This is a genomic window from Alphaproteobacteria bacterium LSUCC0396 (genome assembly GCA_041228345.1).
GTDB lineage: Bacteria > Pseudomonadota > Alphaproteobacteria > Puniceispirillales > Puniceispirillaceae > UBA3439.
Map to the genome: position 1 here is coordinate 60,216 of CP166131.1, position 21,755 is coordinate 81,970.

The 21,755-nt window shown below is 48.7% G+C and carries 22 protein-coding genes and 1 riboswitch; of the genes, 11 read left to right on the forward strand and 11 right to left on the reverse strand.

Going from position 1 to position 21,755, the window contains the following annotated elements:
• Window positions 1-195 precede the first annotated feature (195 nt).
• Window positions 196-2,508, forward strand: coding sequence for a xanthine dehydrogenase family protein molybdopterin-binding subunit (locus AB8881_00290; GenBank protein XDZ63367.1), 2,313 nt, complete (start codon window positions 196-198; stop codon window positions 2,506-2,508).
• Here the strand turns inward: AB8881_00290 and AB8881_00295 are convergent.
• Window positions 2,505-3,026 carry a DUF2244 domain-containing protein gene (locus tag AB8881_00295; protein ID XDZ63368.1) on the reverse strand — a complete coding sequence of 174 codons (522 nt, stop codon included), beginning with the start codon at window positions 3,024-3,026 and terminating at the stop codon, window positions 2,505-2,507. The genes AB8881_00290 and AB8881_00295 overlap by 4 nt on opposite strands.
• Window positions 3,027-3,166: 140 nt before the next feature.
• On the opposite strand from AB8881_00295, the gene AB8881_00300 reads away from it, so the two are divergent.
• A complete protein-coding gene (locus AB8881_00300) occupies window positions 3,167-3,502 on the forward strand; it encodes a DUF952 domain-containing protein (GenBank protein ID XDZ63369.1) in 336 nt (111 codons plus the stop codon).
• Here the strand turns inward: AB8881_00300 and AB8881_00305 are convergent.
• The 3 genes from AB8881_00305 to AB8881_00315 form a co-directional block, all read right to left on the reverse strand.
• The gene (locus AB8881_00305; GenBank protein ID XDZ63370.1) at window positions 3,481-3,954 is read right to left on the reverse strand and encodes an HIT family protein; all 474 of its coding nucleotides are present in this window, start codon (window positions 3,952-3,954) and stop codon (window positions 3,481-3,483) included. The genes AB8881_00300 and AB8881_00305 overlap by 22 nt on opposite strands.
• The gene (locus AB8881_00310) at window positions 3,896-4,972 is read right to left on the reverse strand and encodes a tartrate dehydrogenase (GenBank protein ID XDZ63371.1); all 1,077 of its coding nucleotides are present in this window, start codon (window positions 4,970-4,972) and stop codon (window positions 3,896-3,898) included. The genes AB8881_00305 and AB8881_00310 overlap by 59 nt, the downstream gene beginning before the upstream one ends.
• Before the next feature lie 108 nt (window positions 4,973-5,080).
• Window positions 5,081-6,124 carry an aldo/keto reductase gene (locus AB8881_00315; protein XDZ63372.1) on the reverse strand — a complete coding sequence of 348 codons (1,044 nt, stop codon included), beginning with the start codon at window positions 6,122-6,124 and terminating at the stop codon, window positions 5,081-5,083.
• 143 nt (window positions 6,125-6,267) lie between these two features.
• Here AB8881_00315 and AB8881_00320 point away from each other — a divergent pair, with 143 nt between their 5' ends.
• Genes AB8881_00320 through AB8881_00330 form a run of 3 tightly spaced genes read left to right on the forward strand, consistent with a single transcriptional unit; the run spans window position 6,268 to window position 9,614 of the window.
• Window positions 6,268-7,608 (forward strand): NAD(P)/FAD-dependent oxidoreductase, encoded by a 1,341-nt coding sequence (locus tag AB8881_00320; GenBank protein XDZ63373.1) that lies wholly within the window; start codon window positions 6,268-6,270, stop codon window positions 7,606-7,608.
• Window positions 7,608-8,420, forward strand: coding sequence for a DUF1365 domain-containing protein (locus tag AB8881_00325; GenBank protein XDZ63374.1), 813 nt, complete (start codon window positions 7,608-7,610; stop codon window positions 8,418-8,420). The genes AB8881_00320 and AB8881_00325 overlap by 1 nt, the downstream gene beginning before the upstream one ends.
• Before the next feature lie 3 nt (window positions 8,421-8,423).
• Window positions 8,424-9,614 carry a class I SAM-dependent methyltransferase gene (locus AB8881_00330; protein ID XDZ63375.1) on the forward strand — a complete coding sequence of 397 codons (1,191 nt, stop codon included), beginning with the start codon at window positions 8,424-8,426 and terminating at the stop codon, window positions 9,612-9,614.
• Window positions 9,615-9,674: 60 nt separating this feature from the next.
• Here AB8881_00330 and AB8881_00335 read toward each other — a convergent pair whose 3' ends face one another.
• The 7 genes from AB8881_00335 to AB8881_00365 form a co-directional block, all read right to left on the reverse strand.
• A complete protein-coding gene (locus tag AB8881_00335; GenBank protein XDZ63376.1) occupies window positions 9,675-10,118 on the reverse strand; it encodes a nuclear transport factor 2 family protein in 444 nt (147 codons plus the stop codon).
• A 38-nt stretch (window positions 10,119-10,156) separates the two neighbouring features.
• On the reverse strand, window positions 10,157-10,900 hold the full coding sequence (locus tag AB8881_00340) for an SDR family NAD(P)-dependent oxidoreductase (protein XDZ63377.1): 744 nt from the start codon (window positions 10,898-10,900) through the stop codon (window positions 10,157-10,159).
• 6 nt (window positions 10,901-10,906) lie between these two features.
• Window positions 10,907-12,040: a hypothetical protein gene (locus AB8881_00345; GenBank protein XDZ63378.1), complete on the reverse strand. Its 1,134-nt coding sequence runs from the start codon at window positions 12,038-12,040 to the stop codon at window positions 10,907-10,909.
• A complete protein-coding gene (locus AB8881_00350) occupies window positions 12,034-12,744 on the reverse strand; it encodes an ABC transporter ATP-binding protein (protein ID XDZ63379.1) in 711 nt (236 codons plus the stop codon). The genes AB8881_00345 and AB8881_00350 overlap by 7 nt, the downstream gene beginning before the upstream one ends.
• A gap of 1 nt (window position 12,745) precedes the next feature.
• Entirely contained in the window at window positions 12,746-13,732 is a 987-nt protein-coding gene (locus AB8881_00355) for a FecCD family ABC transporter permease (protein ID XDZ63380.1), read from the reverse strand.
• Window positions 13,722-14,519 (reverse strand): ABC transporter substrate-binding protein, encoded by a 798-nt coding sequence (locus tag AB8881_00360; protein ID XDZ63381.1) that lies wholly within the window; start codon window positions 14,517-14,519, stop codon window positions 13,722-13,724. The genes AB8881_00355 and AB8881_00360 overlap by 11 nt, the downstream gene beginning before the upstream one ends.
• A 76-nt stretch (window positions 14,520-14,595) precedes the next feature.
• Window positions 14,596-16,464 (reverse strand): TonB-dependent receptor plug domain-containing protein, encoded by a 1,869-nt coding sequence (locus AB8881_00365; GenBank protein ID XDZ63382.1) that lies wholly within the window; start codon window positions 16,462-16,464, stop codon window positions 14,596-14,598.
• Between the two features lie 129 nt (window positions 16,465-16,593).
• A riboswitch (cobalamin riboswitch) is annotated at window positions 16,594-16,780 on the reverse strand.
• 607 nt (window positions 16,781-17,387) lie between these two features.
• Here AB8881_00365 and AB8881_00370 point away from each other — a divergent pair.
• The 6 genes from AB8881_00370 to AB8881_00395 all read left to right on the forward strand — a co-directional run bounded on the left by AB8881_00370 (window position 17,388) and on the right by AB8881_00395 (window position 21,731).
• Window positions 17,388-17,591 (forward strand): DUF2842 domain-containing protein, encoded by a 204-nt coding sequence (locus AB8881_00370; protein ID XDZ63383.1) that lies wholly within the window; start codon window positions 17,388-17,390, stop codon window positions 17,589-17,591.
• Window positions 17,578-17,709 carry a hypothetical protein gene (locus AB8881_00375; GenBank protein XDZ63384.1) on the forward strand — a complete coding sequence of 44 codons (132 nt, stop codon included), beginning with the start codon at window positions 17,578-17,580 and terminating at the stop codon, window positions 17,707-17,709. Before AB8881_00370 ends, AB8881_00375 begins: the two co-directional genes overlap by 14 nt.
• Window positions 17,702-18,277 (forward strand): SprT-like domain-containing protein, encoded by a 576-nt coding sequence (locus tag AB8881_00380; GenBank protein XDZ63385.1) that lies wholly within the window; start codon window positions 17,702-17,704, stop codon window positions 18,275-18,277. Before AB8881_00375 ends, AB8881_00380 begins: the two co-directional genes overlap by 8 nt.
• Window positions 18,278-18,285: 8 nt before the next feature.
• Complete coding sequence (locus tag AB8881_00385) at window positions 18,286-18,933, forward strand: hypothetical protein (protein XDZ63386.1); 648 nt, start codon at window positions 18,286-18,288, stop codon at window positions 18,931-18,933.
• A 189-nt stretch (window positions 18,934-19,122) separates the two neighbouring features.
• On the forward strand, window positions 19,123-19,725 hold the full coding sequence (gene raiA / locus AB8881_00390) for a ribosome-associated translation inhibitor RaiA (protein XDZ63387.1): 603 nt from the start codon (window positions 19,123-19,125) through the stop codon (window positions 19,723-19,725).
• Window positions 19,726-20,165: 440 nt separating this feature from the next.
• Window positions 20,166-21,731 (forward strand): trimethylamine methyltransferase family protein, encoded by a 1,566-nt coding sequence (locus AB8881_00395; protein XDZ63388.1) that lies wholly within the window; start codon window positions 20,166-20,168, stop codon window positions 21,729-21,731.
• The last annotated feature ends 24 nt before the right edge of the window (window positions 21,732-21,755 follow it).

Consider the following 21,755-nt stretch of genomic DNA (forward strand, 5'->3'; position numbering starts at 1 on the left):
AGACAAGCGGTTAATGTGAAAAACGGTTTGCCAAATGACGCCAAAAGTCGGGAACGGGCTTATCCTGCATTAAAATTTGTTTTGGTAGTTGCCAAATTTATCATTTCACTGTCACTATATACCGGCGGTGCTTGCTGCGTCCGCCACCTGTCTGTTTTCACCCCCGTTTTCTTCACAATGTTATGAGTTTTTGCAATGAATGATCAGACTGGGCCTGCCTTTAAGGGGCGCGTTGAAGATATCCGTTTTGTTTCTGGCCATGGCCGATTTACTGCAGACATTGTTCCTGACAATGCGCTTCATGCCGTGTTTTTGCGCAGCAATGTTGCGGCGGGCGTGATTACCAGCCTTGATTGCAGCGCTGCCAAAACAGCGCCCGGCGTTGTGTCGGTATTAACCGCCTTGGACGCGGCGGCTGACGGCGTTGCCAATATGGTCTGGACGGGTGGGCCGGTCCGTGAAGATGGCGGTGTTACCGTCGATAGTCCGCGTCCGTTGCTGAGTGGAAAAGAAATACGCCACCTCGGTGAGCCAGTGGCGATGGTAATCGCTAACACACGGCAAGCGGCGGCTGATGCTGCCGAATTAATCGAGGTGCAGATTGATGCCGCTGATGCGGTCGCGCTGTCGGTTAAGCATATGCTGGGTGGGCCTCTGGTCTGGCCTGGCACTAACGATAATATCGCATCGTTGCACCGTCAGGGAAATCGTGATGAGGTTGATGCGATTCTGGCGAAATCGGCCCATGTAAGCCATTTCGCGTTTGATATCTCGAAAATCACCGCTTGCACGATGGAAATGCGCGCCTCGATCGGTTTCATCGACGAAAACGGGAAATCTTCTTTGACCACAAGTGCGCAAAGCCCCTATCAATTGCATGGCGAGTTGGCGCAATTATTTGGCATCAGCCCTGACGAGGTGCGGGTGACGTCACCTGATGTGGGTGGATCATTTGGCATGAAGGGTGCGCTATATCGCGAGGATGCGCTGGTGGTCTGGGCGGCGCGCCGCCTTGGTCGGCCGGTATTCTGGACAGCCGATCGCGGCGAGGCCTTTTTAAGTGATGAACATGCGCGTGCGGTTAGTGGCACTGCATCGCTTGGTCTTGATGCTGAGGGTAATTTTACCGCGCTTTGGGTGGATGCACGTATTGATGCTGGCGCCTATCTATCGCGCCGTACCAAGGGTTTGCTGAATAATATGGGCGGGGTCGCTGGACAATATAAAACCCCAGCCATCGCTACCCAGATGTCGTTCTTTTTCACCAACACAATGCAGACATCGCCCTATCGCGGGTTTGGCCGTCCCGAAGCCACTTATGTAATTGAACGGCTAATTGATCAGGCGGCGCGTGAGACTGGCCGTGATGCGTTAGCACTGCGCCAGCAAAATCTGGTTACGCCTGAGGCGATGCCGTACCAGACAGCGCTGACGTTTCTTTATGATTGTGGTGATTTCCCAAAAATTGTTGCCGCTGCTTCGAAAAATGCCGATTACGCTGGGTTTGCCGCACGGCGCAAGGCGTCTGAAGCGCGCGGGATGCTGCGCGGTATCGGCATTTCAAACCCGATCGAGGTGGCAGGCGGCCCCTTAAAGCAGGTACGAAAAGACATTGCCCGTATTACCGCCCGCCCCGATGGGCAGATTGTCGTAACGCCCGGGTTGATGTCGGTTGGGCAGGGGCATGAAACGGCACTTGCGCGGATGGCGTCGCAGCGCCTTGGTGTTGATATTGACGATATCATCTACCAGCAGGGCGATACAGATCTATTGCCCTCTGGACGGGGCAGTGGCGGCTCGGCGGCGACAGTTATTGGCGGTGCGGCGGTTCATGTCGCGCTAAACGAGTTTGTTGCGGCAGGTAAGGGCATTGCGGCGGGTGTATTGGGGTGTGATGCTGATCAAATCACCTTTGATGCTGGCCTGTTCAGCAACCCTGCAGAACCTGCGCGGCCGCCCATGAGCTGGGCCGATATTGCCAGCCACAGTAACGAAGCGGGCGGGATGAGCGTGCTTGGCGAGTTTTTACCGCCAGATGTGACCTATCCGAACGGCTGTCATATCTGTGAGGTCGAAATTGATCCGGCAACCGGCAAGGTTAGTTTTGCTGATTATGTTGTTGTCGAAGATGTCGGCACCGTGCTGAATGCGGATCTTGTTGAGGGCCAGATGCATGGCGGAATTGCCCAAGGCGTCGGGCAGGCGCTGGGTGAAATTCTGCATTTCGACGAGTCCGGCCAGCTGATCACCGGTTCATTTATGGATTACCAAATGCCAATCGCGGCAGATTTTCCGAATTTTCGGATTTCAACAATTGCCGTGCCGACCAAGATAAATCCGCTTGGTGCGAAGGGGGTTGGTGAGGCCGGAACCGTTGGGGCTTTAGCGGCCACAATGAATGCTATAGTTGATGCGATGGCTTGCGCCGGTGTTGCCGCATTTGAAATGCCGGCAACGCCGCATCGGGTCTGGCAGGCACTGCAAGACGCCAAAAAATCAGCTAGTTAGCCCTGCGCGGCGCGGTCACGGGCTGATCTGGATCGCGCCACCATGCCGTCAATTTCATGCCGCAGCTTGGCCTTTTCAATTGGGTGCAGAAACGCCCCAATTTCGGTTTCGACGCCGTGACTGGAAAGGATTACGCGCTGGCGGTAGCGCGCCGAAGGTGCGGGTGCTGTCGGCGGGCTTAACTGTACCCGAAGCCAGCCAACGGGAAATTCTGAAACGGCCGCGTTTCCATGTTCGTCCCGATGCTCAACCTTTAGGGTTTCGGTCGTTGTTTCAATGGTTTCGCGTACCTTTGCGGCGCGGTAATTCAGTTTGAATGCACCCCAGACAATCAATAATTCGAGGCCTAAAAATCCAATAACTGGCCATGCACCAGCCAGAAAAAAGCCCAGTCCGATGGTGAACAGCAATCCAGCCAATAGCCCAATCACAATTGCAAAGCCCTTTGGCGATAGCGAGCGGTGCGGCCAGATTGTCAACCGTTCCAGCGGTTGCGGTTTTGAAGAGTTTTCAACCATTGGCTAAGAAGATGGTGATCTAGCAGCATAGCGTCAAGATGGCACCGCTCATTACGGTGCAGATTGCTGTTCGCCTTATGATGGTTTCGAGCCTATAAGGGGGGAACGGAACCGATAGAGCGGAGAGGGATTTCGGGGTAATGAATTATATTTATAAGATTTGTGATAGATCCCTTTGGGCGGCGGCGGAGCAAGCTGGCCGGTTTACCGGCGCGGAAATTGATTTAAAAGACGGATTTATCCATTTTTCTACTGCAGATCAGCTTGCCGAGACATTACGTCTGCATTTCGCCGGCCGAACCGGCCTATGCCTGATCACGGTCGATGCCAGCGTTTTAAAGATTAAGTGGGAACCGGCAAGAAGCGGCGATTTATTCCCGCATCTTTATGATGATTTGCCATTATCGGCGGTGCGGTCAGTTGACGATCTGAACGTTGGTTCGGATGGGATTCATCACTTGCCTAGCCAGCTTTGAACGGTTGAAATCCGCGCCGTTTTAGTGGCGTCGCTAAGCGGTTCTGATGTGCCATGCCCCCATATCGGATTTGGCCATGCAGCGTCGTCAGTATGGCGTGCCACGATATGAAAATGCAGTTGCGGTACCATATTGCCAATAGCCGCACTATTGATTTTGCTGGCATCACAATGTTGCTTTAGCGCCTTGCCGAGCATTCGCGCCAGTTTCCACAAGGATTGAGCGGTTTTTTCATCAAGATCATGCAGCTCGGTTGCGCTGACTTCTGGCACGATCATCAGCCAGAAAAACCGCGAATCATTTACCAGCCGTATTTGCAATGACCCCACCCGCGCCACAAGAAACGTGTCTTTGGCAAGGGTGGGGTGCAGGGTAAATGACATTTTAGCTGGGTTATCCGGCAACAATTTTGGCGATGCCGGTGCCACAAGTAACAGTGTCGGCCTTGCCACCAAGGTCGCCCGTGCGCAGGTCTGGCGTTGAAAGTGCACTATCAATTGCATCAGTGATACACTTAGCAGCCTCGGCATAACCTAGATGTTCAAGCATCATTGCGCCCGCCCAGATTTGCCCAACCGGATTTGCAATGCCTTTGCCAGCAATGTCTGGTGCAGAGCCATGTACAGGTTCAAACAGCGATGGAAACAGCCGTTCAGGGTTGATATTGCCCGATGGTGCAACGCCGATCGTGCCGGTACAGGCAGGGCCAAGATCGGACAGGATATCGCCAAACAGGTTTGACGCCACAACAACGTCAAACCAGTCAGGGTGAAGAACGAAATTGGCTGTCAGGATGTCGATATGGTATTTATCCCAGCTGATATCGGGATAGGATTTTGCCACCGCTTGAACGCGCTCATCCCAATAGGGCATAGTGATCGAGATACCATTTGATTTTGTTGCCGATGTCAGATGCTTGCGCGGGCGGCTTTGCGCCAATTCAAAGGCGAATTTCAGCACCCGATCAACGCCAATCCGCGTCATCACGCTTTGCTGGGTAACAAACTCACGGTCGGTATCCGGGAACATGCGCCCGCCAACTGATGAATATTCGCCTTCGGTGTTTTCACGAACAATCATCATATCAACATCGCCCGGCCCACGATTTGCCAGCGGTGACGGCACGCCCGGCAGCAGTTTTACCGGCCGTAAATTGACATATTGATCGAATTCGCGCCGGAATAGGATCAGCGATCCCCATAGCGAAATATGGTCGGGAATGCCATCAGGCCAACCAACGGCACCAAAATAAATGGCATCATGCTTGCCGATTTGGGTTTTCCAGTCATCCGGCATCATCTGCCCATGCTTGGCATAATAGTCATAGCTCGCAAAGTCGAAATGGTCGAAATGCAGGTTGATATCAAACCGGTCCATTGCGGCCTGTATCACGCGCAGCCCCTCGGGAATAACTTCTTTTCCAATCCCGTCACCGGGAATGACCGCAATATTCAGTCTGTTTTTCGACATTTCTGTCTCCGTTTGTTTCAGTGGGGCCGATAACCGACGAGGGCATAGAATGGTCGTTTGCACACCGCTCTACAAGGTGTTTTTGGTGGGTTTTTACGTCTCTAATGGCTAGAACGGCATCGGAAAACGGCGATAGGTGGCGGCGATATCATCCAAGACTTCAGCCGTCAGCGTCAAATCTACAGCGCCTAAGGCCTCGCCGAGCTGGTCAAGGTCAGTGGCACCAAAAATGGCCGAAGTCATGAAGGGCCGTTGCATCGCCCATGCTAGCGCCATCTGGCTCGGTTTTAGCCGATGTTTTGCGGCAATCCCCATATAGGCATCAAGTGCCGGCCATAATCCATCGCAAATTCGCCCGCCAAGATTGGCAACATGGCTTCGCCTCGACCCCTCAGGCGTTACATCACCGTTATATTTGCCGGTCAATAATCCAGCGGCAAGTGGTGAGAATGCCAGCAATCCGACCTTTTCGTGATGTGCAACCTCTGCCATATCAAGGTCAAAATGGCGGCAAAGCAGGCTATATTCATTCTGCACGCTGACCATACGGGGAAGGCCGTGGGTGGCGGCAATCGCCAGCCAGCGCATTGTTCCCCATGCGCTTTCATTCGACAGGCCGACATGACGGATCTTGCCTGCACTCCGGCATTTTTCGAGATGATGCAGAACTTCGCTCATGTGATCTAATGTCTCATCGCTGGGTTGAGCGCTTGCATCAAAGTTCCAGTTTTGTCGAAACATATAGGATCCGCGATTCGGCCAATGTAGTTGATAAAGGTCGATATAATCAGTCTTTAAGGCACGAAGTGAGGCCTCAAGCGCCAGATCAATTGTTGCAGGCGAAATGGGGGCACCATCGCGAACATTCATATAGCCTTTGCCAGATACTTTTGTTGCCAGAATAATATCCTGGCGGCGGCCCGACTGGCCGATCCAGTCACCTAAAATACGTTCAGTATCGCCTTGGGTTTCCTTGGCAAGCGGATTGACCGGATACATCTCCGCTGTATCAATGAAGTTAACGCCATGATCAAGCGCCATATCAATTTGCGCATGGGCTTCAACGGAGGTGTTTTGGCTGCCCCATGTCATCGAGCCTAGGCAAAGCGCGCTAACCGATATATCAGTGCGGCCAAGTTTATTATACTGCATGAACCCCCCATGGCTCCATCTCGGAAATGACAAAATGGTCAAATTGATGATTTGATTTCAGGTTTCTCTATAACTATCCAAAAAGGCGGTGGAATGCCAAGCAAATCTAACTATACTAGGCCAATTTCGTCGGGGTCGATTTTATGCGTATTGCGGTTATTGGTTCGGGTATTTCCGGCTTGGCGTCAGCCTTTCTTTTGAACAGCATTGGTGATGTTTACCTTTTTGAAAAGGCCGCGCGTCTTGGCGGGCATAGCAACACTGTCGATGCCGTGTTTGACGATGTCGCGGTGCCAGTTGATACTGGCTTTATCGTTTACAACCCTCTGAATTATCCTAACCTGATTCAGCTTTTCGACCTTTTGTCAGTGCCTAATCAAGCGACAGATATGTCGTTTTCAGTGTCGCTTGGTGGCGGGCAGATGGAATATGAAGGGTCGGTCAAGGGTTTGCTTGCACAGCCTGAAAACCTGCTGAAAAAGCGTTATTGGTCGATGCTGTCCGATCTAGTTCGGTTTTATAAAACGGCACAGCGTCAGGCAGATCAGGGGCCGCGTTACGAAACTTTGGGCCAGTTTGTCGCGCGCCTCGGCTATGGATCAGCCTTTGTCGATGACCATCTGGTGCCGATGGGCGCCGCCATTTGGTCGGCGACGTCACATTCGATGATGGAGTTTCCGGTGCGCTCTTTCATGCGCTTTATGGAAAACCATAAATTGCTCAATTTTATCGACCGGCCACAATGGCGCACGGTCAAAGGCGGTTCACGCGAATATGTTCAGCGCATTGCAGACAAGCTGGATAAGCGGGTTCACTGCGAGGTCGATATTATTGGCTTACGCCGCACCAATGCTGGTGTTATGGTGAATATAAGAGGGCAGGGGGAGATATGGTTCGACAAGGTCATTATGGCAGCCCATGCCGATCAGTCGCTGGCGTTAATGGGTGACGCAACACCGCTTGAGCGTGAAATTCTTGGGGCGTTTGCGTTTCAGAATAATCATGCGGTGCTGCATTCTGATGCGTCACTTATGCCGAAACGTCGCGGCGCGTGGGCTGCGTGGAACTATGTCTCGGAGGGGCCGTTAAGTCCGGCAGGTGGGAATGAAGCTAGCCCAAAATCAGCCGCCAGTGATTTGTGTCTAACCTATTGGATGAACCGTTTGCAATCGATCGATCTAGCCTATCCGCTATATGAAACTTTAAATCCGGTGCGTATGCCTGACCCGGCATTGACGCATGGCAGTTTTGACTATCGCCACCCAATTTTTGATGCCGCAGCGATTGCGGCGCAACCACGCCTTGGTGAAATTCAGGGGCAAAACGGACTGTTCTTTGCAGGTGCATGGACTGGATATGGTTTCCATGAGGATGGGTTGAAATCGGCTGTTGCCATCGCGCAAACATTAGGTGCTGATATTCCGTGGAAAACCGGTGTTAAACCCTATTGCAAAAATGGTGACACGGCGCTGGATACTGCCTGATGACGGCTCTCAACGCGGCTTGCGATATTGTGGTCTCGGACATTGTTCATACGCGGCATGGCGGTGATCATCATCCTGCATCGCATGTTTTACGCCGATCTGGCTTGTCGATATTGATTGATCTTGATCATCTGGCTGAAGCCAATCGTCAAAGCCTGTTTTTTTCAGTCGACAGCTTTAATCTTCTTGGGTTTCAACAGCGCGATCATGGGCCAAATTTCAAATCCAAAGCGCCGCTTGTGCCGCTGGGTGATTATGTGCGCCAAATTGCGGCTGAGCTGATTCCTGAAAAAAGCGTCAAAACTGCACATTTACTAACATTTCCGCGAATTCTTGGCGCCGGTTTTAATCCGCTCTCGGTCTATGTTGCGCGCGATGCTGCAGGCTGTGATCTGCTGTATATCTATGAGGTGCGCAATACATTTGGGGATATGCACGCCTATATTGGAACGCCGTCATTGAGGTCTGCGACATTAGAGGCTGAAAAGATTTTCCATGTTTCGCCATTTTTTCCGGTTGAGGGGCGCTATCGGCTGCGAGTAAGGCTTGATAATGGTGTGGTCAGGCTGGCCATGCGTTATTTGATTGCTGATCGGCCAGCATTGACGGCAACTATGCGTGGCACGCGTATCAAGCTGGCGACCCGCAGCCTGTTCCATAGTTTGTTTGCGGCTAGGCAATTTCCCTTTCGGCCGATAATTTCAATCCATTTTGAAGCCTTGAAATTATGGCTAAAAAAGGTACCGTTTTACCCACGACCGGTTCCGCCGCCCCGTTGGTCGCGCGCAAAAGATTTTGATGAGGCAAATTAAGTAATGGTTTCTAGGTTTTTGCGGCAGCATCAAAATAGCCTGCTTTTCAGTATTTTGGATAATTTACAAAGTGGTGAGGTTTTGCTGACCATGCCCGATGGTGTGCAAAAGCGTTTTGCTGGCCCGACGGCGGGGCCTAAGGCGGATCTTACAATTCACAGCCAAGATGCGGTGTACCGTATTCTAAGCGACGGCAAAATGGGCTTTTGCGAGGCGTTTATGGATGGGCTGGTCAGTTCTGAGAGCCTGCCGCAATTGATTGAGTTGGCAGCGCGCCATGATGCTTATTTTGAAGAGCGGCTGAAAACCAACCTGTTACGAAAATGGGGGTTACGCCTGTTTCATCAATTGCGCCGAAATAGCAAGAGCGGGTCGGCCAAGAACATCGCGCACCATTATGACCTCGGCAACAGCTTTTATCAGGCATGGCTGGACCCAACCATGACCTATTCCTCGGCGGTTTTTGATTCGGATGATGATGACCTGACAAAGGCACAATTGAACAAATATAAGCGCCTTGCCGAACTTGCCGATATTCAGCCAGGTGATCGGGTTCTGGAAATTGGCTGTGGCTGGGGCGGTTTTGCCAAATATGTGACCAGCGAAATTGGTGCGAGCGTGACGGGTATCACCATTTCAAAAGAACAGTTTACCTATGCCAATAACGTTATTCACGAAGCTGGACTTGAGGATAAGGTGGATTTACGGTTGATGGATTACCGTGATTTGCAAGGCCACTTTGATAAAATCGTATCAATTGAAATGTTTGAGGCTGTTGGTAAAGATTATTGGCCGACCTATTTTGAGATCATGTCCAAGGTTTTGAGAAAAGGGGGGCGTGCGGTGATCCAGTCGATCACCATTGATCATGCTGCCTATCATTCTTACGAAAACCAGCCTGATTTTATCCAGCGCTATATTTTTCCCGGTGGTATGCTGCCGTCATTACCGATGCTGGAAAAGCCGCTAGCTGAAGCCGGATTGCATCTGGTAAGTGAGCACGGTTATGCCAGTCATTATGCGCGCACGCTTGATCAGTGGCGGCAAAGGTTTAACGCCGCGTGGCCGCAATTTGCTGAACCGCAGTTTGATCATCGTTTCAAGCGGATGTGGGACCTGTATCTAGCCTATTGTGAGGGCGGATTTCGCGCCGGCATGATCGATGTTAAACAAATGCTTTTGATGCATAAATAACCCAAAAAGCATACCGATATGGGCGCACAAGGGTGTGGGCGCATCTATTCATCGCGCCTTTTACGCTGATTTTAGCCGAAACAGCTTTAGAATCGGCCGGATGAGTGCGCCAATGAACGGCAAAAATCGCAGCAACTGGCTGGCGCTATCCCAATGGTCAATATGTTTGCAAATTTTCCCATCAAGATCGACATGAACCTCGGTCATGCCTTCAAATAAAAGGTTGGTATGGGGCCAGCTCTTTAATTTGCCAGTCATCCGCCACCGAAGATAGCTGGCGGTTTTAGAATGTGCGACATCGCTGACCGTAAAGCGCGGGTCAATGCAGGTTTCATACATATGATCAAAAACCCGGCGAAAGCCAGCTTTGCCATGAATTACATTGAACGGATCGGCGAAAAACACATCCTCGGCAACAAGTTCATATAGCGTTTCAACATTGTCCGGGGTGAGCGCAGTAAAGGCTGTTACGTAAGCGTCAACGTGAAGCGTCTTTTTAGCCATGAAAAATCCTCAATATCGTGATGGTGACAATCAAATGATTAAAACGCTCCAGTCTGTTTTCCGACAAGACGGAAAAATAGCCGGTCAGGCAAAAATCGTAAAAGTCCCATTTTGCGAGTGAATGATTTTGGAAAGTTTATGGAAAAATCATTAGTTTTCATGCCATTGATAATTTCAATGGCAGCGGTGTCGCAGCTAATTAGGTCGGGCATCTCGAAATCATTAACTGCGGTGGCCTCACTTTCTACGAACCCCGGGCAAATAATCTGCAATTTAATACCATAGGGAAATAGATCGAAATACAACGACTCTGCCAGTGATATCAGGGCGGCTTTGGTGGGGCCATATGCGGCCGATTTCGGTAAGCCTCGCCAACCGGCGACTGAAGATACAATTGCAATGTGGCCCTGGCCAGCACTGACCATGTCCGGCACCAGTGCCGCCAAAGCATTGACCACGCCAAGGTAATTGATCCGCATATGATGCTCATAGACCGCCGGATCAATCTTCGTGCCATCTTGTGGCTGATAGATGCCGGCATTCAAAATAGCCACGTCAATCGGGCCTGAATTGGACTTGGCGTTGGTGATTGCCGCCATGAGTGCTGCTGGATCACCAACATCAGCTATAAAGCCCTGAAATCTTTCATCCCGCTGCGACAGCTCTTTGAGGCGTTGCTGGCGTCGGGCTATACCACTGACTTGATGACCTTTAGCCGATATTTTTTTTGAGAGCGCAGCTCCGATACCAGATGAAGAGCCTGTGATTAAGTAATGTGCCATTGTTATTTAACTACTACTTCTTAATTTCACGGGAAAATTGGCAAAATCTAACTCTAAACCGACTGGTGCAGAGGGAAATCTGCCAGATGCTTCAATCGCCCGAACTAAATTTTCAACGGATGTGTCGGTCTCAGATGCTCCGATAATCTCAATGCTCAAAATTTCTCCAGTATTGCTTATTTTGAAGCTAATTTTTACGTCATGAGTCAATTTTATTTTCAGAGTTCGTTCCACAATATCATTTCGGACTGCCGTCGCCCAATTTTTGAGTAGCTTTTTTTTGCGAGCTGACTCCGCTTTAGGATTAGAAAAGTTAGATTGAGCAGTACCAAGTTGATTATTTGTGATTAAATTTGACTTCTTTTCATGCGCTCGTGTTTTTGGTGCGTCTTTTAGAAGTTCAGACATGCCAGTTTTTTTGTTACTTATTGAATGTAAATTGTCCGGGGCTTCAGTTCTGAAGATTTTAGATTGAATTTCTTTTCCATCCGGTTCCACGGCGAACTTTTTATCCAGTTTCAAGTCAATCTGGTCTGTTGGTGGTTGCCACTCACTTGCTTTAACCGAATGAAGGAGAGGGGGGGCTGGCGTTTTAAATCGAATTGATGACTTTGAGTTGGGAACAGCTCCATCGTTTATGGTGATTTTATCTCTACGCTCTGTTTTTTTAAAACTTAGATTGCTGGAGCTGTAATTTTTTATAGCTATCTTTTGACTAGAGTGTTCTCCAGGCGACTCCTGTTTTGCGACCACTAAAGGCTTTGGCTTTGGCTTGGGGATCGTTTTTAGCTTATTCACTGAAATAGTTTTTGATAAAGCTCCGGTCTCAGACATAAATCTGGACTGATAACTGATTGTTTCATTGGAAATAATGTCGGTTTTTGGGGCAGTTTTGGGAGTTGTTTTTGGAGCTGTCTCAGCATTGTCTTTGGGTAATTCTTTTTTTGGCAACTCAGGCGTTTCTGGCTGGTAAACAACGAATTCGATCGCTTTGAAGCCATTATTTTCATCCCTGATCTTGGCTTTATAAGCTTCGTTAAAGCCTATTAGTATGGATGCATGAATCAAAATTGATATTAGCCAGCTAGGTGATTTTATAGAAATAAGTTTCTGATTTGTTATGGAAATTTTTTTCAACATAAGAAAATTTCCTTGTAATACTCTCCGCTTAATAATTGCTTTGGCGAGCCATCCGCCACAACTTTGCCAGCTTTGACTCCTACAAAGCGGGAAAAGTAATTTTGCGCAAGGTCAATATCATGTAGTGAGGCAATTATAGTTAGGCCAGTTTCAGATAGTTCCTTCATAAGCGAAAGCACGGACACTTTTTGAATAGGATCAAGGCTGGCTAGCGGTTCATCCAAAAATATTGTCGATGTTTGTTGAATAAGCGCCCGAGCAATAAGCACGGAAGTTAATTCGCCACCTGATAGGGAGCTTATTTTTCTGGTCCCCAATTTCAGCGTATTTGTTGCTAATAGTGCATCCTTGATTGTAAAGCGCATTGCTCTTGGTGAGCCTGAACTTAGGTCATTACGGTCTCTAAAACTTTGTAAAGTAAAACTCAGCAACGTTTCAACGCTAACATCCCAAACAATTTCACGCGTTTGTGGCACCCAAGCGGCCAGCCGCGCTCGGCCTTCAAAGCCTTGTGATGAAATATTGGATATTCCATGGTGTGGGATAAGCCCTATAATTGCTTTCATTAGCGTTGATTTACCAGCCCCATTCAAGCCAACAATCCCTACGGCTTCGCCCACATTCACGACGAGGGAGGTGGGCTTAACGAGCTGTGCCCCATTTATCGTCACGCTAAGATTCGAGGTTTCGATAGCGTAAGTCATCTTAACCCCTCTGTTTGCTTACTAAATAGAGAAAAAACGGCGTTCCTAAAAGCGCAGTCAGCACGCCAAGTTTTATTTCACTGGCAGTCGGCAACAAACGAATGCTTATGTCGGATAAAAGCACCAGCAGGGCGGCGATCGGTGGCGTCCAGATTAGTGTCTTTCCAGGCTCATGCTCAACGAATGGCCGGACAATGTGCGGTGTCACTAGTCCCACAAAGCCAACAATTCCAACCACAGACGTAATAGAGCCCACAGTTAGCGCTGTACCGATCAGGGTGTCACGTCGCAATTTTGGAATGTTGACGCCAGTAGAAGCGGCAGTTTCTTCCCCTAATGTCATTAGATTAAGACTGTTAGCATTACGTAGCAAAAATAATGAGCCTAGTATCACTAATGGCGTCGACATAATAACATGAGAATAAGATACATCGGTAACCGACCCAAGCATCCAGAAAACAATTTCATTAATAGCAAAGGGGTTTTCTGAAAGGCTGAGTATCAGAGTGGTAAAAGCGCCAGATAGAGACGAAATTCCAATGCCTATAAGGATGACGCTATGTTTGTTCGAGGCATTGTTAGTCAGCCTTAGAAGAGCCCACGATGCAATGGCAGCAAAACTGAGAGAAAAGGCCGGTGTGTAATAAAAACCCAAAGCACTAAAGCCGAGTCCAATTGAGAAAACGGCACCAAGTGCGGCGGCAGAACTAATGCCAACAACACTTGGCTCAGCAAGCGGGTTGCGAAGAAAGCCTTGCAGACAAGCGCCGGCAATTCCAAGTCCAAAGCCAACAATCAGACACATCAAGGTCCGTGGCATGCGAAGGTCCCAAAGAATGATGGAATCAGGGCTGCTAATGCCATAAAGCGGTGATGAAATCGCAGAAAAAAAATCAATTTCTACATGCCCAATTTGGAGTGAGGCATATGATCCAATGGCTAAAAGGATTACGACAATGCTTCCCAATTTTGCCTGATCAAGTAGCATTGTTTTTACCCACAAGCTTAATGTATTCGCGGTTCAATCTAATTATCAGATCAACCACCTTGGTTGTGCCACACGACCAGTCCTTAGTTTCAATGAAAAGCGCTTTGGACTTGCCTTTACCTTTCATTAAAGCCGGATGATAAAGGGGGAAGCCACTTTTGTCGTTGAAGCTTTTATCACCATCCAAAATCAACACGTTAGGGGCTGATTTCACCAACGCTTCTGCGGATATGTAGCGCCCTTCTTCATGACCAAGAAATTTAGAATAGCTACTAAATCCAGATCGATTAATTATATCTGAAATCAGTGAATTATTTCCATGAACATATCTATTAGTTGAGTATTGTAGTGCAACTATCTGTTTTCGATAATTAAGATCGATTTTAGGGGATTTTAAAAGCTTTACCAGTTCTTGCGCTCTGCCGTCTGCATTTAATAACCTTCCTAATATTTGAATATTCTTTTCGATATCATTAATCGACCTTGCAAAGTCGATGAGTCGTACCTCAACTCCAAGTTTTTCAAGAGCAAATTTTGTTTTTACTGATGAAAAATTTGAAGCTAAGACCAATGATGGTCTCAGTGCGTAAATTGCCTCTGCATTGAAGGTAACTTTATGTAAATCACTAACTTGATGACTGATGTGCGAGTAACGAGTGTCATCCGCAAGAGCGGATACAGCAATTAAGTTTTTTGTGCCGATAAGCGCCACAACTAGCGAGTCTATGCAGATGTTGGTTGTTATGACGCGAGCTGGTTGGTTTCCGTTTTTATCTGAGGCTGACACGACCAATGGAAAGCTGATCAAGCAAATGAAAAACAATATGTAGGTTATGTTCGATAATGATCTTATCATGTTGTTCCTACCATCTTGAAGCAGCTGTTAGGTGGAAGGATCGCCCTGGATTGCGGTAACCCCATGTGTCTGAACTATTGCCGTCAAACAGGTTTGATATTCCTGCACCAAACCTAATACCATTAAAATTCCAGGATGATTTCAGGCCGAAAATAGTGTAGTCGGGCATTTTTTGGGACGCGTAGTCTGTTGGATAAATGTCACGATTTCCAGCAATATTTTTTAAGTTCAGTTCTATTATGCCGTCGTTAGCACCCCAAAAATACTGGCCTCTTATGAACAATTCGTGCCGTGGACGGCGAACCTCTATTTCCTTATTAGCGTCTCGCGAAATAACATAGGTATAGTTTGAATGGACTGATGTTTTTTCAGATGGATATGCTTGAAACTCTAACTCCACGCCATGCCTGTTACTTTTTCCCGATAAGTTTGTTGGGAAATAGGCTGGCCAAGGCCCCGCTTTTATTTCATCGGTAAGGGTTTCTTTGAATGCTGTGATTTTGAGTGTGCTTTTGGCTAATGAGAATCCTTGCTTCACGCCAAGGGAATAACTGAGATTCTTCTCTGGCTTTAAATTAGGGTTGCCGGTCGTGTCATAACAAGCGGGCCCTCCGTAAATTTCACAATAACTTGGGTTTACTACGCCAGTGCCTGAGTCGAACGTTATCGTGGTGTTGTCAGATAGCGGCTTCAATGCAGCCAGTTTCCATGTTTTTGCAGTTGCGAACTGCTCACTACTTTCTGACCGATATCCCGCTTGTAGCGAGGTTGCGTCTGGAAATCGGTGTCTAAATTCAAGACCAAAAGCAATTGGCTCTCGCTTGAGGGCGGGAGCCAAATTATTTTTGTCTGTAGATTTTTCAACAATAAATGAACCACTTGTGGTTGCTTCATTCAGGCTGCCTCCCTGGAAGGATCTGTGAAGATGGTATTTCATGGTCCAGCTGGTGATATTGGCGGTCGCAGTGCGTACACCATTTTCATCTATTGAACTCTTGTATTGAGTGCTTCTGAGGCTTAGTTCATGCGACGAGCGACCACCATTAAACAACCTTTTTATGTTAAGCCCGCCGAGCATTTCGTCTCGTTTGCCGGTGTATGGTTTGTCAATTACGTAATCGAGGTGTGATTGAGGAGTATAGTCAACCCCGTCATAATCATAGGTTTCGTTGGCGATACGGAGATTGAATTTTATATCCGTGCCGTTATCCGTTGTGCTGTTTGAACGCCATCGGAGTGTGTCTCTTTTTATGCCATCTTTGTCGCCATTTAAATACGAAGCATCGTGGCCCTGATCTTCTTCAATGCTTGCAGAAATTAGGGCTTGAGTTTTTCCAATTAAAAAGTTTTGGCTGAAATCAATAAAGTTCTGTTTGCCCGCGCTCATTTCTAAAGCTGTAAACTGTTCCCTTGATGGAGCTTTCGTTATGATGTTTATCACTCCTGATGAGGCCGATGGACCAAAGAACACGGTCTGAGGTCCCCTCATGATTTCTATCCTCTCAACCTGTGAGGCAGAAATGCCAGAGAAGTAATATTCGTCATCCGCACCGCCGCCAGCTTCTATCCCGTCAATCAGAACTAAAATGTGGTTTCCTTCTCCTCCTCTTATTCTAACTTGGTTGGTGGCGCTGCCAGTACTGCTAACATTTAGGCCAGGTATGGCTCTCAGGAGTTGCGCAATGTTTTTATCTGTTGCTTCTACGATATCTTGTTGTGATATAATGCTGTGTGGCGTTGCGATATGCGCGGAGGAAACCGGATTATTTCCCCCAGATATTATAATATCATCAAGTTCAAATGTTTCCTGGGCGCCAGCACTGGTTGCCAACAGTGATAATACGGCTGCTGTTAGGCGTACTTTTCTTCTGTTCATCTATATTCTCCCGCACTAATTGAGCTTTTTGAGCTCAATTGGGTCCACGTTTCAGTTAGCACCAAAGCTAACCAATCAAAGTTGACACCATTACGGGTATGCCGCAGTCAGCTCAGCCCTTTGCAAAGCAACACGGTTGTCACGCTTGGCAGGTCTCCTGGCTAGCAGCTCATCACCTGGTCTTTCCTTCCCACCCCGATGGGGCAGTGGACTCACAAGACAGGCTAACTGCTTACAGTTGCAAAGGGCAGCTCGTGTTTAAAGTCCACGATTCCCTTTTAAGTGCTTTATGCACACCAAACGTAGAAACATTATTTGATTCTTGCGAATAGTCTACTTAATTTTTTTTTTAACATTTACCGATGAATACATGGAATTTTTTGAGCCGATTAATAAGGCCAGCCATTGGAACGTCAGGTTTCAATGTTTTTGTTTTAGGTTGGAAAAGCTTTTTGCTGGGCATCATGCGTTTCGCAGCGCGACTCCTTAAACCAAGTTGAAACTGTGCTGCGTCACAACAAGACGATACCATCAGCGAACTTTGTTCAAAAGAATTTGGAGTGTATTGGTTTTGTGATAGCGATCGAAGTGTCTTGTGCGCTGGGAGTGATGGTACGATGACCCTCTTTTTCCTGTTAATGAACCTCGCAAAAATACTGTTTTACCAGTAGCTGGGGTTGTTCACTGCTGATAGCATCACATCGACAGTGATGCTCACCGGCGCGATACCGATTGGTAGTTGTTTTAGGTGAAAGCTTAATCAAATCTCGCCTGATCATCTGTTTATCACGTTTCCTACGCCCATTTATTGCTGATGGGAGACAAATTGTTCGTTGCTGCCTTTGGCTGAGAACTGCATAATTAAATGAAGGGTGCCTGCACTTATTCGCTTTGCAGGGGGCCATTGCACAGGAGAGACAGATATGACACGTTGGCGGCATTTGACCGTTGCAATTGGGCTTGTGCCGGCATTGACTATCTATGTCGGTTTGGTGATGCAGATTGCAGATATGGTAACCGATATTCATATGTTTTTTGATTTTCTGTTTTATCTCATCGCGGGACTGGCATGGATACCGGCAGCCAGTAGGGTTGTCGGCTGGTTGGCGAGACATGAAAGTCATTAAAGCAGCAAAGTTACAGCAAGCCTGTTCAGCGACCAACATTGCGGCAGCTGGTTTCGACCCGGCTGGTTTCACCCCAGTTTTGGTGCTTTCTGGCAGTGTTGGCTTTGATCATGTTTAGGCGGCGTATTACGGATTTTTTTGAGCGCGCCGCACATGCCAATAATCCTGCCGCGCCAACAGCCGAAACCAAAGCCGCGCTGGAACCTGATCAGGCGGTGTATCGCCCGCTAGGAGACGCAATTGAGACTGCCACAGAATTGATGCAACAATATGGGCTGACCGGTTGGCGGGTTAAGTTGGATCATGCGCGTCGTCGCGCTGGACAATGCGATTACAATACCAAGGTTATTTCCCTGTCGCGGCTTTACGTCCGCAATGCTGATAAAGCGCATATCCGCGATACAATCCTGCATGAAATCGCACATGCACTTGTTGGGCCGCACCATGGGCATGATGCGGTCTGGCGTCAAAAAGCGCGTGAAATAGGCTGCACTGCCACGCGCTGTCATACGCTAAGCTTCTCTCGCGCGCGGTGGATTATGCAATGTCCAAATGGTTGTTTTTCTATAGAGCGCCACCGGCGTAAATCAGGTCTTGTTTGTGCCAAATGCAAAACTGCAGTTAGTTTTATTCCGCGAGAAGCGGCGCTGAATGGTAAGGCTGCAACATGCAGTGATGCCGAGTAGCGCCGCTGATGTTGGCCGCAACACCAATGTTTACGCTTGATCCGGAGAGGCTTGTTATTTTGCGGCAAGCATTGGTCCGTTTAGCAAGGCCGAACCGGAGGTGGGTCAGTTTTGCCTACCTTCGTGATAATGAGCTGGCCTGTCTGCGTAACCTAGCCCAAGATCAGGAGTTTCGAACTGCACGCCCTCAAGTAAATTATCGAGGCCGTCAGACCGTGCAGGATTTTGACATCTGTTTTCCGGCACCGCGCGTGGGGGCATTTGACGAGTTTGCGCATTTTTTGGAAACCGGGCTTTATCAGGCAGGAAAAATGATGCCGCAGTCACCATTCTGCGAGGTGTTCAGATTTAATGACTTTGCCATTCAGCGCTATGCCCCCAAATCAAGAGGCATCGGCATTCACCGTGACGGATTGCGATATCGCCATATCGTGGTGATTGTTACGCTGGCTGGTCAGTCAAGATTATTTGCGACCGAAACCCGCAGCGGCGAGGTGCGTCATGTAATTGATGATCGGCCGGGACGCATCGTTTTACTATCGGCATCGCAATTTGCCGGTCGTGATGATGAGGCTGCACGGCCGTTGCATGGTGTAGATCGGGTTCGTCATGGTCGCTTATCAATCGGGTTGCGGGTAGAGGTTCTAGAAAAATAATTTGGTTCGTCGCTTGTCAGTTTGCTTAAAGCTTGGCAAGCTTGGTTTCTGGAGCGTTGTTTTCTTGCTCCGCTCATCAGCTTGTGACCACGGTATACAAGCGTTTTTGAGAATGGTGCCTGATCCACGCGAGTTCCAGCTAGAGTTGATGCCTGGCCCTTTTTGGCCAAAGATCGGGGGTTTTTATCCATGCAAATTAGTATCTCTGGAAAAAATATGGATACAGGGCTTGCTTTTAAGGAGCATGCACATGTTTCCCTAAACAATGTTGTCGAAAAATACTTTCACAATGCCGTAAGCGGCAACGTAACTTTGGAAAAGGCTGATTCGGGTTTCACGGTTAAAACCCGTGTGATGCTATCACGCCGAATGGAGCTCGAGGCAACCGGTCGAGCGGCTGACGCGCATGCGGCACTTGACGCAGCGATCGAACATGCTGAAAAGAGGTTGCGGCGGCATAAAAGACGACTGAAAAATCACCGTGGTGCACTTACTCATGCCGAAGAGGATGATATTGATATTGCGCGGATGGCGGTTTACGCCGGTGCGGCTCAATTGCCCGAAATGGGAGTGGAAGAGGATGACCTTTTGCCGGTGGTTGCTGAAATGTCATATGACATTGAGGTGCTGACCGTTGAGCAGGCGGTTATGCGGCTTGAACTTGGTGGAACGAATATGCTGATGTTCCGTAATGCTGGCCATTTTGGCCTGAATGTTGTGCATATTCGCGATGATGGCTCAATCGGCTGGATTGACCCGCGTGGTGCGCGGCGGCTGGCTACGCCTTCCTAGAACAGGTTAACCTGTTCCATTTGTGTAAGTGCTTGGAGAAAAGGCTCGCCACAGTGAGCCGGGGCCGGTGACCTGTTTTTGCTCTTTGCGAGGCCTGATGGAATTCACGCTATCAGTTGGATTTGCATTGTCCCACCGCGTTTTTTTCGCCATGTGCTTCTGGCAATAGACTGGCATGAAGGCCACCAAAATGGGAAATCTCGACCAGTTGCGCATTATAAGCTGAAAGGTCGACGATATAAACGATCGTAGCTATTACCAAAACCGCATTGGCACCGATAAATTGCGCTGAGTAAAAGAGTCTGGCTTTAACTTATCGTCAAAACACTTGCTCCGCGATAGCCGAATTCAGGGAGGCGTGTTTTGACTATGCCAGGTCTGTTTTTGGATGATGTTGTTGCTGACGACTGCTAGCGTTTTCAGTAACCCATGAGGTGCCGATGCTTGAACCTGATCAGCCAGTGTCCATACGCTTGTCGAAACGTAGACGTAATGCTGCAAATGCATCTGCGCGGTCTTTTTTGGCTGATCAGCTCGATTGGGCACCGCCGCATTATAGCGACCCACCAATTGAGCCGATTGATGCGGACGGCATCGCGGCGATCCATGATGCCAGTATGCGGGTTCTCGAAGATATCGGCATTTTGTTTTTGAACGATACGGCGCTTGATATCTTGGCCAAGGAAGGCTGCAGTGTCGATTACGGCACCAAGCAGGTGCGCATGGATCGTGACTGGGTTATGCAACAGGTGGCAAAGGCGCCATCGCACATCACGATCACACCGCGAAACCCGGATCGCACCATTACGTTTGGCGGGCGGCATTTTAATTTTGGACAGGTGGCATCGCCGCCAAATGTCATGGATATAGATCATGGGCGGCGTCCGGGAACACGCGCCGATTTTCAAAACTTTATCAAGTTAGCGCAAAGCTATAACTGCATTCACTTTAGTTGCGGTTATCCGGTTGAACCATTGGATATGCACCCGTCGGTTCGGCATCTCGATTGCCTTTATGACAAGCTGGTACTGACTGATAAGGTAGTTCATGCCTATTCGCTTGGTGCCGAACGGATTGAGGATGCGATGGAGATGGTACGCATTGCAGCCGGATTGACCCATGAGGAATTTGACGCCAGCCCGCGTATGTTTACCAATATCAACTCGACCTCGCCGCTAAAGCATGATTGGCCGATGCTCGACGGGGCAATGCGCATGGCAGTGCGGGGCCAGATGGTGGTAATCTCGCCCTTTACGCTGGCTGGTGCGATGGCACCTGTTACAATTGTTGGTGCAATTGTCCAGCAAAATGCCGAGGCGCTTGGCGCAATAGCCTTGTTGCAGTCAGTGCGCACTGGTGCGCCAGTGATGTATGGTGCTTTCACAAGTAATGTTGACATGAAAACCGGTGCGCCGGCTTTTGGTACGCCGGAATATATTCGTGCGATGCAGATTTCTGGGCAAATGGCACGCTATTATAATTTACCATTTCGTGCGTCAAACGCGAATGCCGCTAACGCCCCTGATGCGCAGGCGATCTGGGAATCGGCTTTCTCGTTACAGGGCAGCTGTTCGGGTGGGGCAAACCTGATTTATCATGCCGCTGGATGGATGGAAGGGGGGCTGTCAGCCAGTTTCGAGAAGTTCATCATTGATTGCGAAATGTTGCAGCAGATCATTTATGCGCAAAAACCGATCATTGTTGATGTTGCCACTCTTGCGGTTAGCGCAATTGACGAGGTTGGACCACATGGCCATTTCTTTGGTTGCAAGCATACCCAAGAACGGTATCGCGAGGCATTTTACACGCCACTATTATCCGATTGGCGCAATTATGAGACATGGCAAGAGGCTGGCAGCCTATGGGCGCATCAGCGTGCTAACACTCAGTTCAAACAGGTTTTGAATGAATATATCCCGCCACCAATGGACCCTGCTATCCATGATGAATTGCGTGACTTTGTTGACCGGCGCAAGGCTGAAGGTGGTGCCCCAACTGATTTCTAGCGGTTTTCAATATCACGGCAGATA

What these genes read in the sequence shown, in the direction of transcription:
- AB8881_00310 (XDZ63371.1), bottom strand. Translation starts at nt 4,972, where the DNA reads ATGTCGAAAAACAGACTGAATATTGCGGTCATTCCCGGTGACGGGATT.
- AB8881_00290 (XDZ63367.1), top strand. Translation starts at nt 196, where the DNA reads ATGAATGATCAGACTGGGCCTGCCTTTAAGGGGCGCGTTGAAGATATC.
- AB8881_00330 (XDZ63375.1), top strand. Translation starts at nt 8,424, where the DNA reads ATGGTTTCTAGGTTTTTGCGGCAGCATCAAAATAGCCTGCTTTTCAGT.
- AB8881_00315 (XDZ63372.1), bottom strand. Translation starts at nt 6,124, where the DNA reads ATGCAGTATAATAAACTTGGCCGCACTGATATATCGGTTAGCGCGCTT.
- AB8881_00380 (XDZ63385.1), top strand. Translation starts at nt 17,702, where the DNA reads ATGTTTAGGCGGCGTATTACGGATTTTTTTGAGCGCGCCGCACATGCC.
- AB8881_00295 (XDZ63368.1), bottom strand. Translation starts at nt 3,026, where the DNA reads ATGGTTGAAAACTCTTCAAAACCGCAACCGCTGGAACGGTTGACAATC.
- AB8881_00355 (XDZ63380.1), bottom strand. Translation starts at nt 13,732, where the DNA reads ATGCTACTTGATCAGGCAAAATTGGGAAGCATTGTCGTAATCCTTTTA.
- AB8881_00370 (XDZ63383.1), top strand. Translation starts at nt 17,388, where the DNA reads ATGACACGTTGGCGGCATTTGACCGTTGCAATTGGGCTTGTGCCGGCA.
- AB8881_00325 (XDZ63374.1), top strand. Translation starts at nt 7,608, where the DNA reads ATGACGGCTCTCAACGCGGCTTGCGATATTGTGGTCTCGGACATTGTT.
- AB8881_00340 (XDZ63377.1), bottom strand. Translation starts at nt 10,900, where the DNA reads ATGGCACATTACTTAATCACAGGCTCTTCATCTGGTATCGGAGCTGCG.
- AB8881_00395 (XDZ63388.1), top strand. Translation starts at nt 20,166, where the DNA reads ATGCTTGAACCTGATCAGCCAGTGTCCATACGCTTGTCGAAACGTAGA.
- raiA (XDZ63387.1), top strand. Translation starts at nt 19,123, where the DNA reads ATGCAAATTAGTATCTCTGGAAAAAATATGGATACAGGGCTTGCTTTT.
- AB8881_00385 (XDZ63386.1), top strand. Translation starts at nt 18,286, where the DNA reads ATGTTGGCCGCAACACCAATGTTTACGCTTGATCCGGAGAGGCTTGTT.
- AB8881_00345 (XDZ63378.1), bottom strand. Translation starts at nt 12,040, where the DNA reads ATGTTGAAAAAAATTTCCATAACAAATCAGAAACTTATTTCTATAAAA.
- AB8881_00335 (XDZ63376.1), bottom strand. Translation starts at nt 10,118, where the DNA reads ATGGCTAAAAAGACGCTTCACGTTGACGCTTACGTAACAGCCTTTACT.
- AB8881_00300 (XDZ63369.1), top strand. Translation starts at nt 3,167, where the DNA reads ATGAATTATATTTATAAGATTTGTGATAGATCCCTTTGGGCGGCGGCG.
- AB8881_00350 (XDZ63379.1), bottom strand. Translation starts at nt 12,744, where the DNA reads ATGACTTACGCTATCGAAACCTCGAATCTTAGCGTGACGATAAATGGG.
- AB8881_00320 (XDZ63373.1), top strand. Translation starts at nt 6,268, where the DNA reads ATGCGTATTGCGGTTATTGGTTCGGGTATTTCCGGCTTGGCGTCAGCC.
- AB8881_00365 (XDZ63382.1), bottom strand. Translation starts at nt 16,464, where the DNA reads ATGAACAGAAGAAAAGTACGCCTAACAGCAGCCGTATTATCACTGTTG.
- AB8881_00375 (XDZ63384.1), top strand. Translation starts at nt 17,578, where the DNA reads ATGAAAGTCATTAAAGCAGCAAAGTTACAGCAAGCCTGTTCAGCGACC.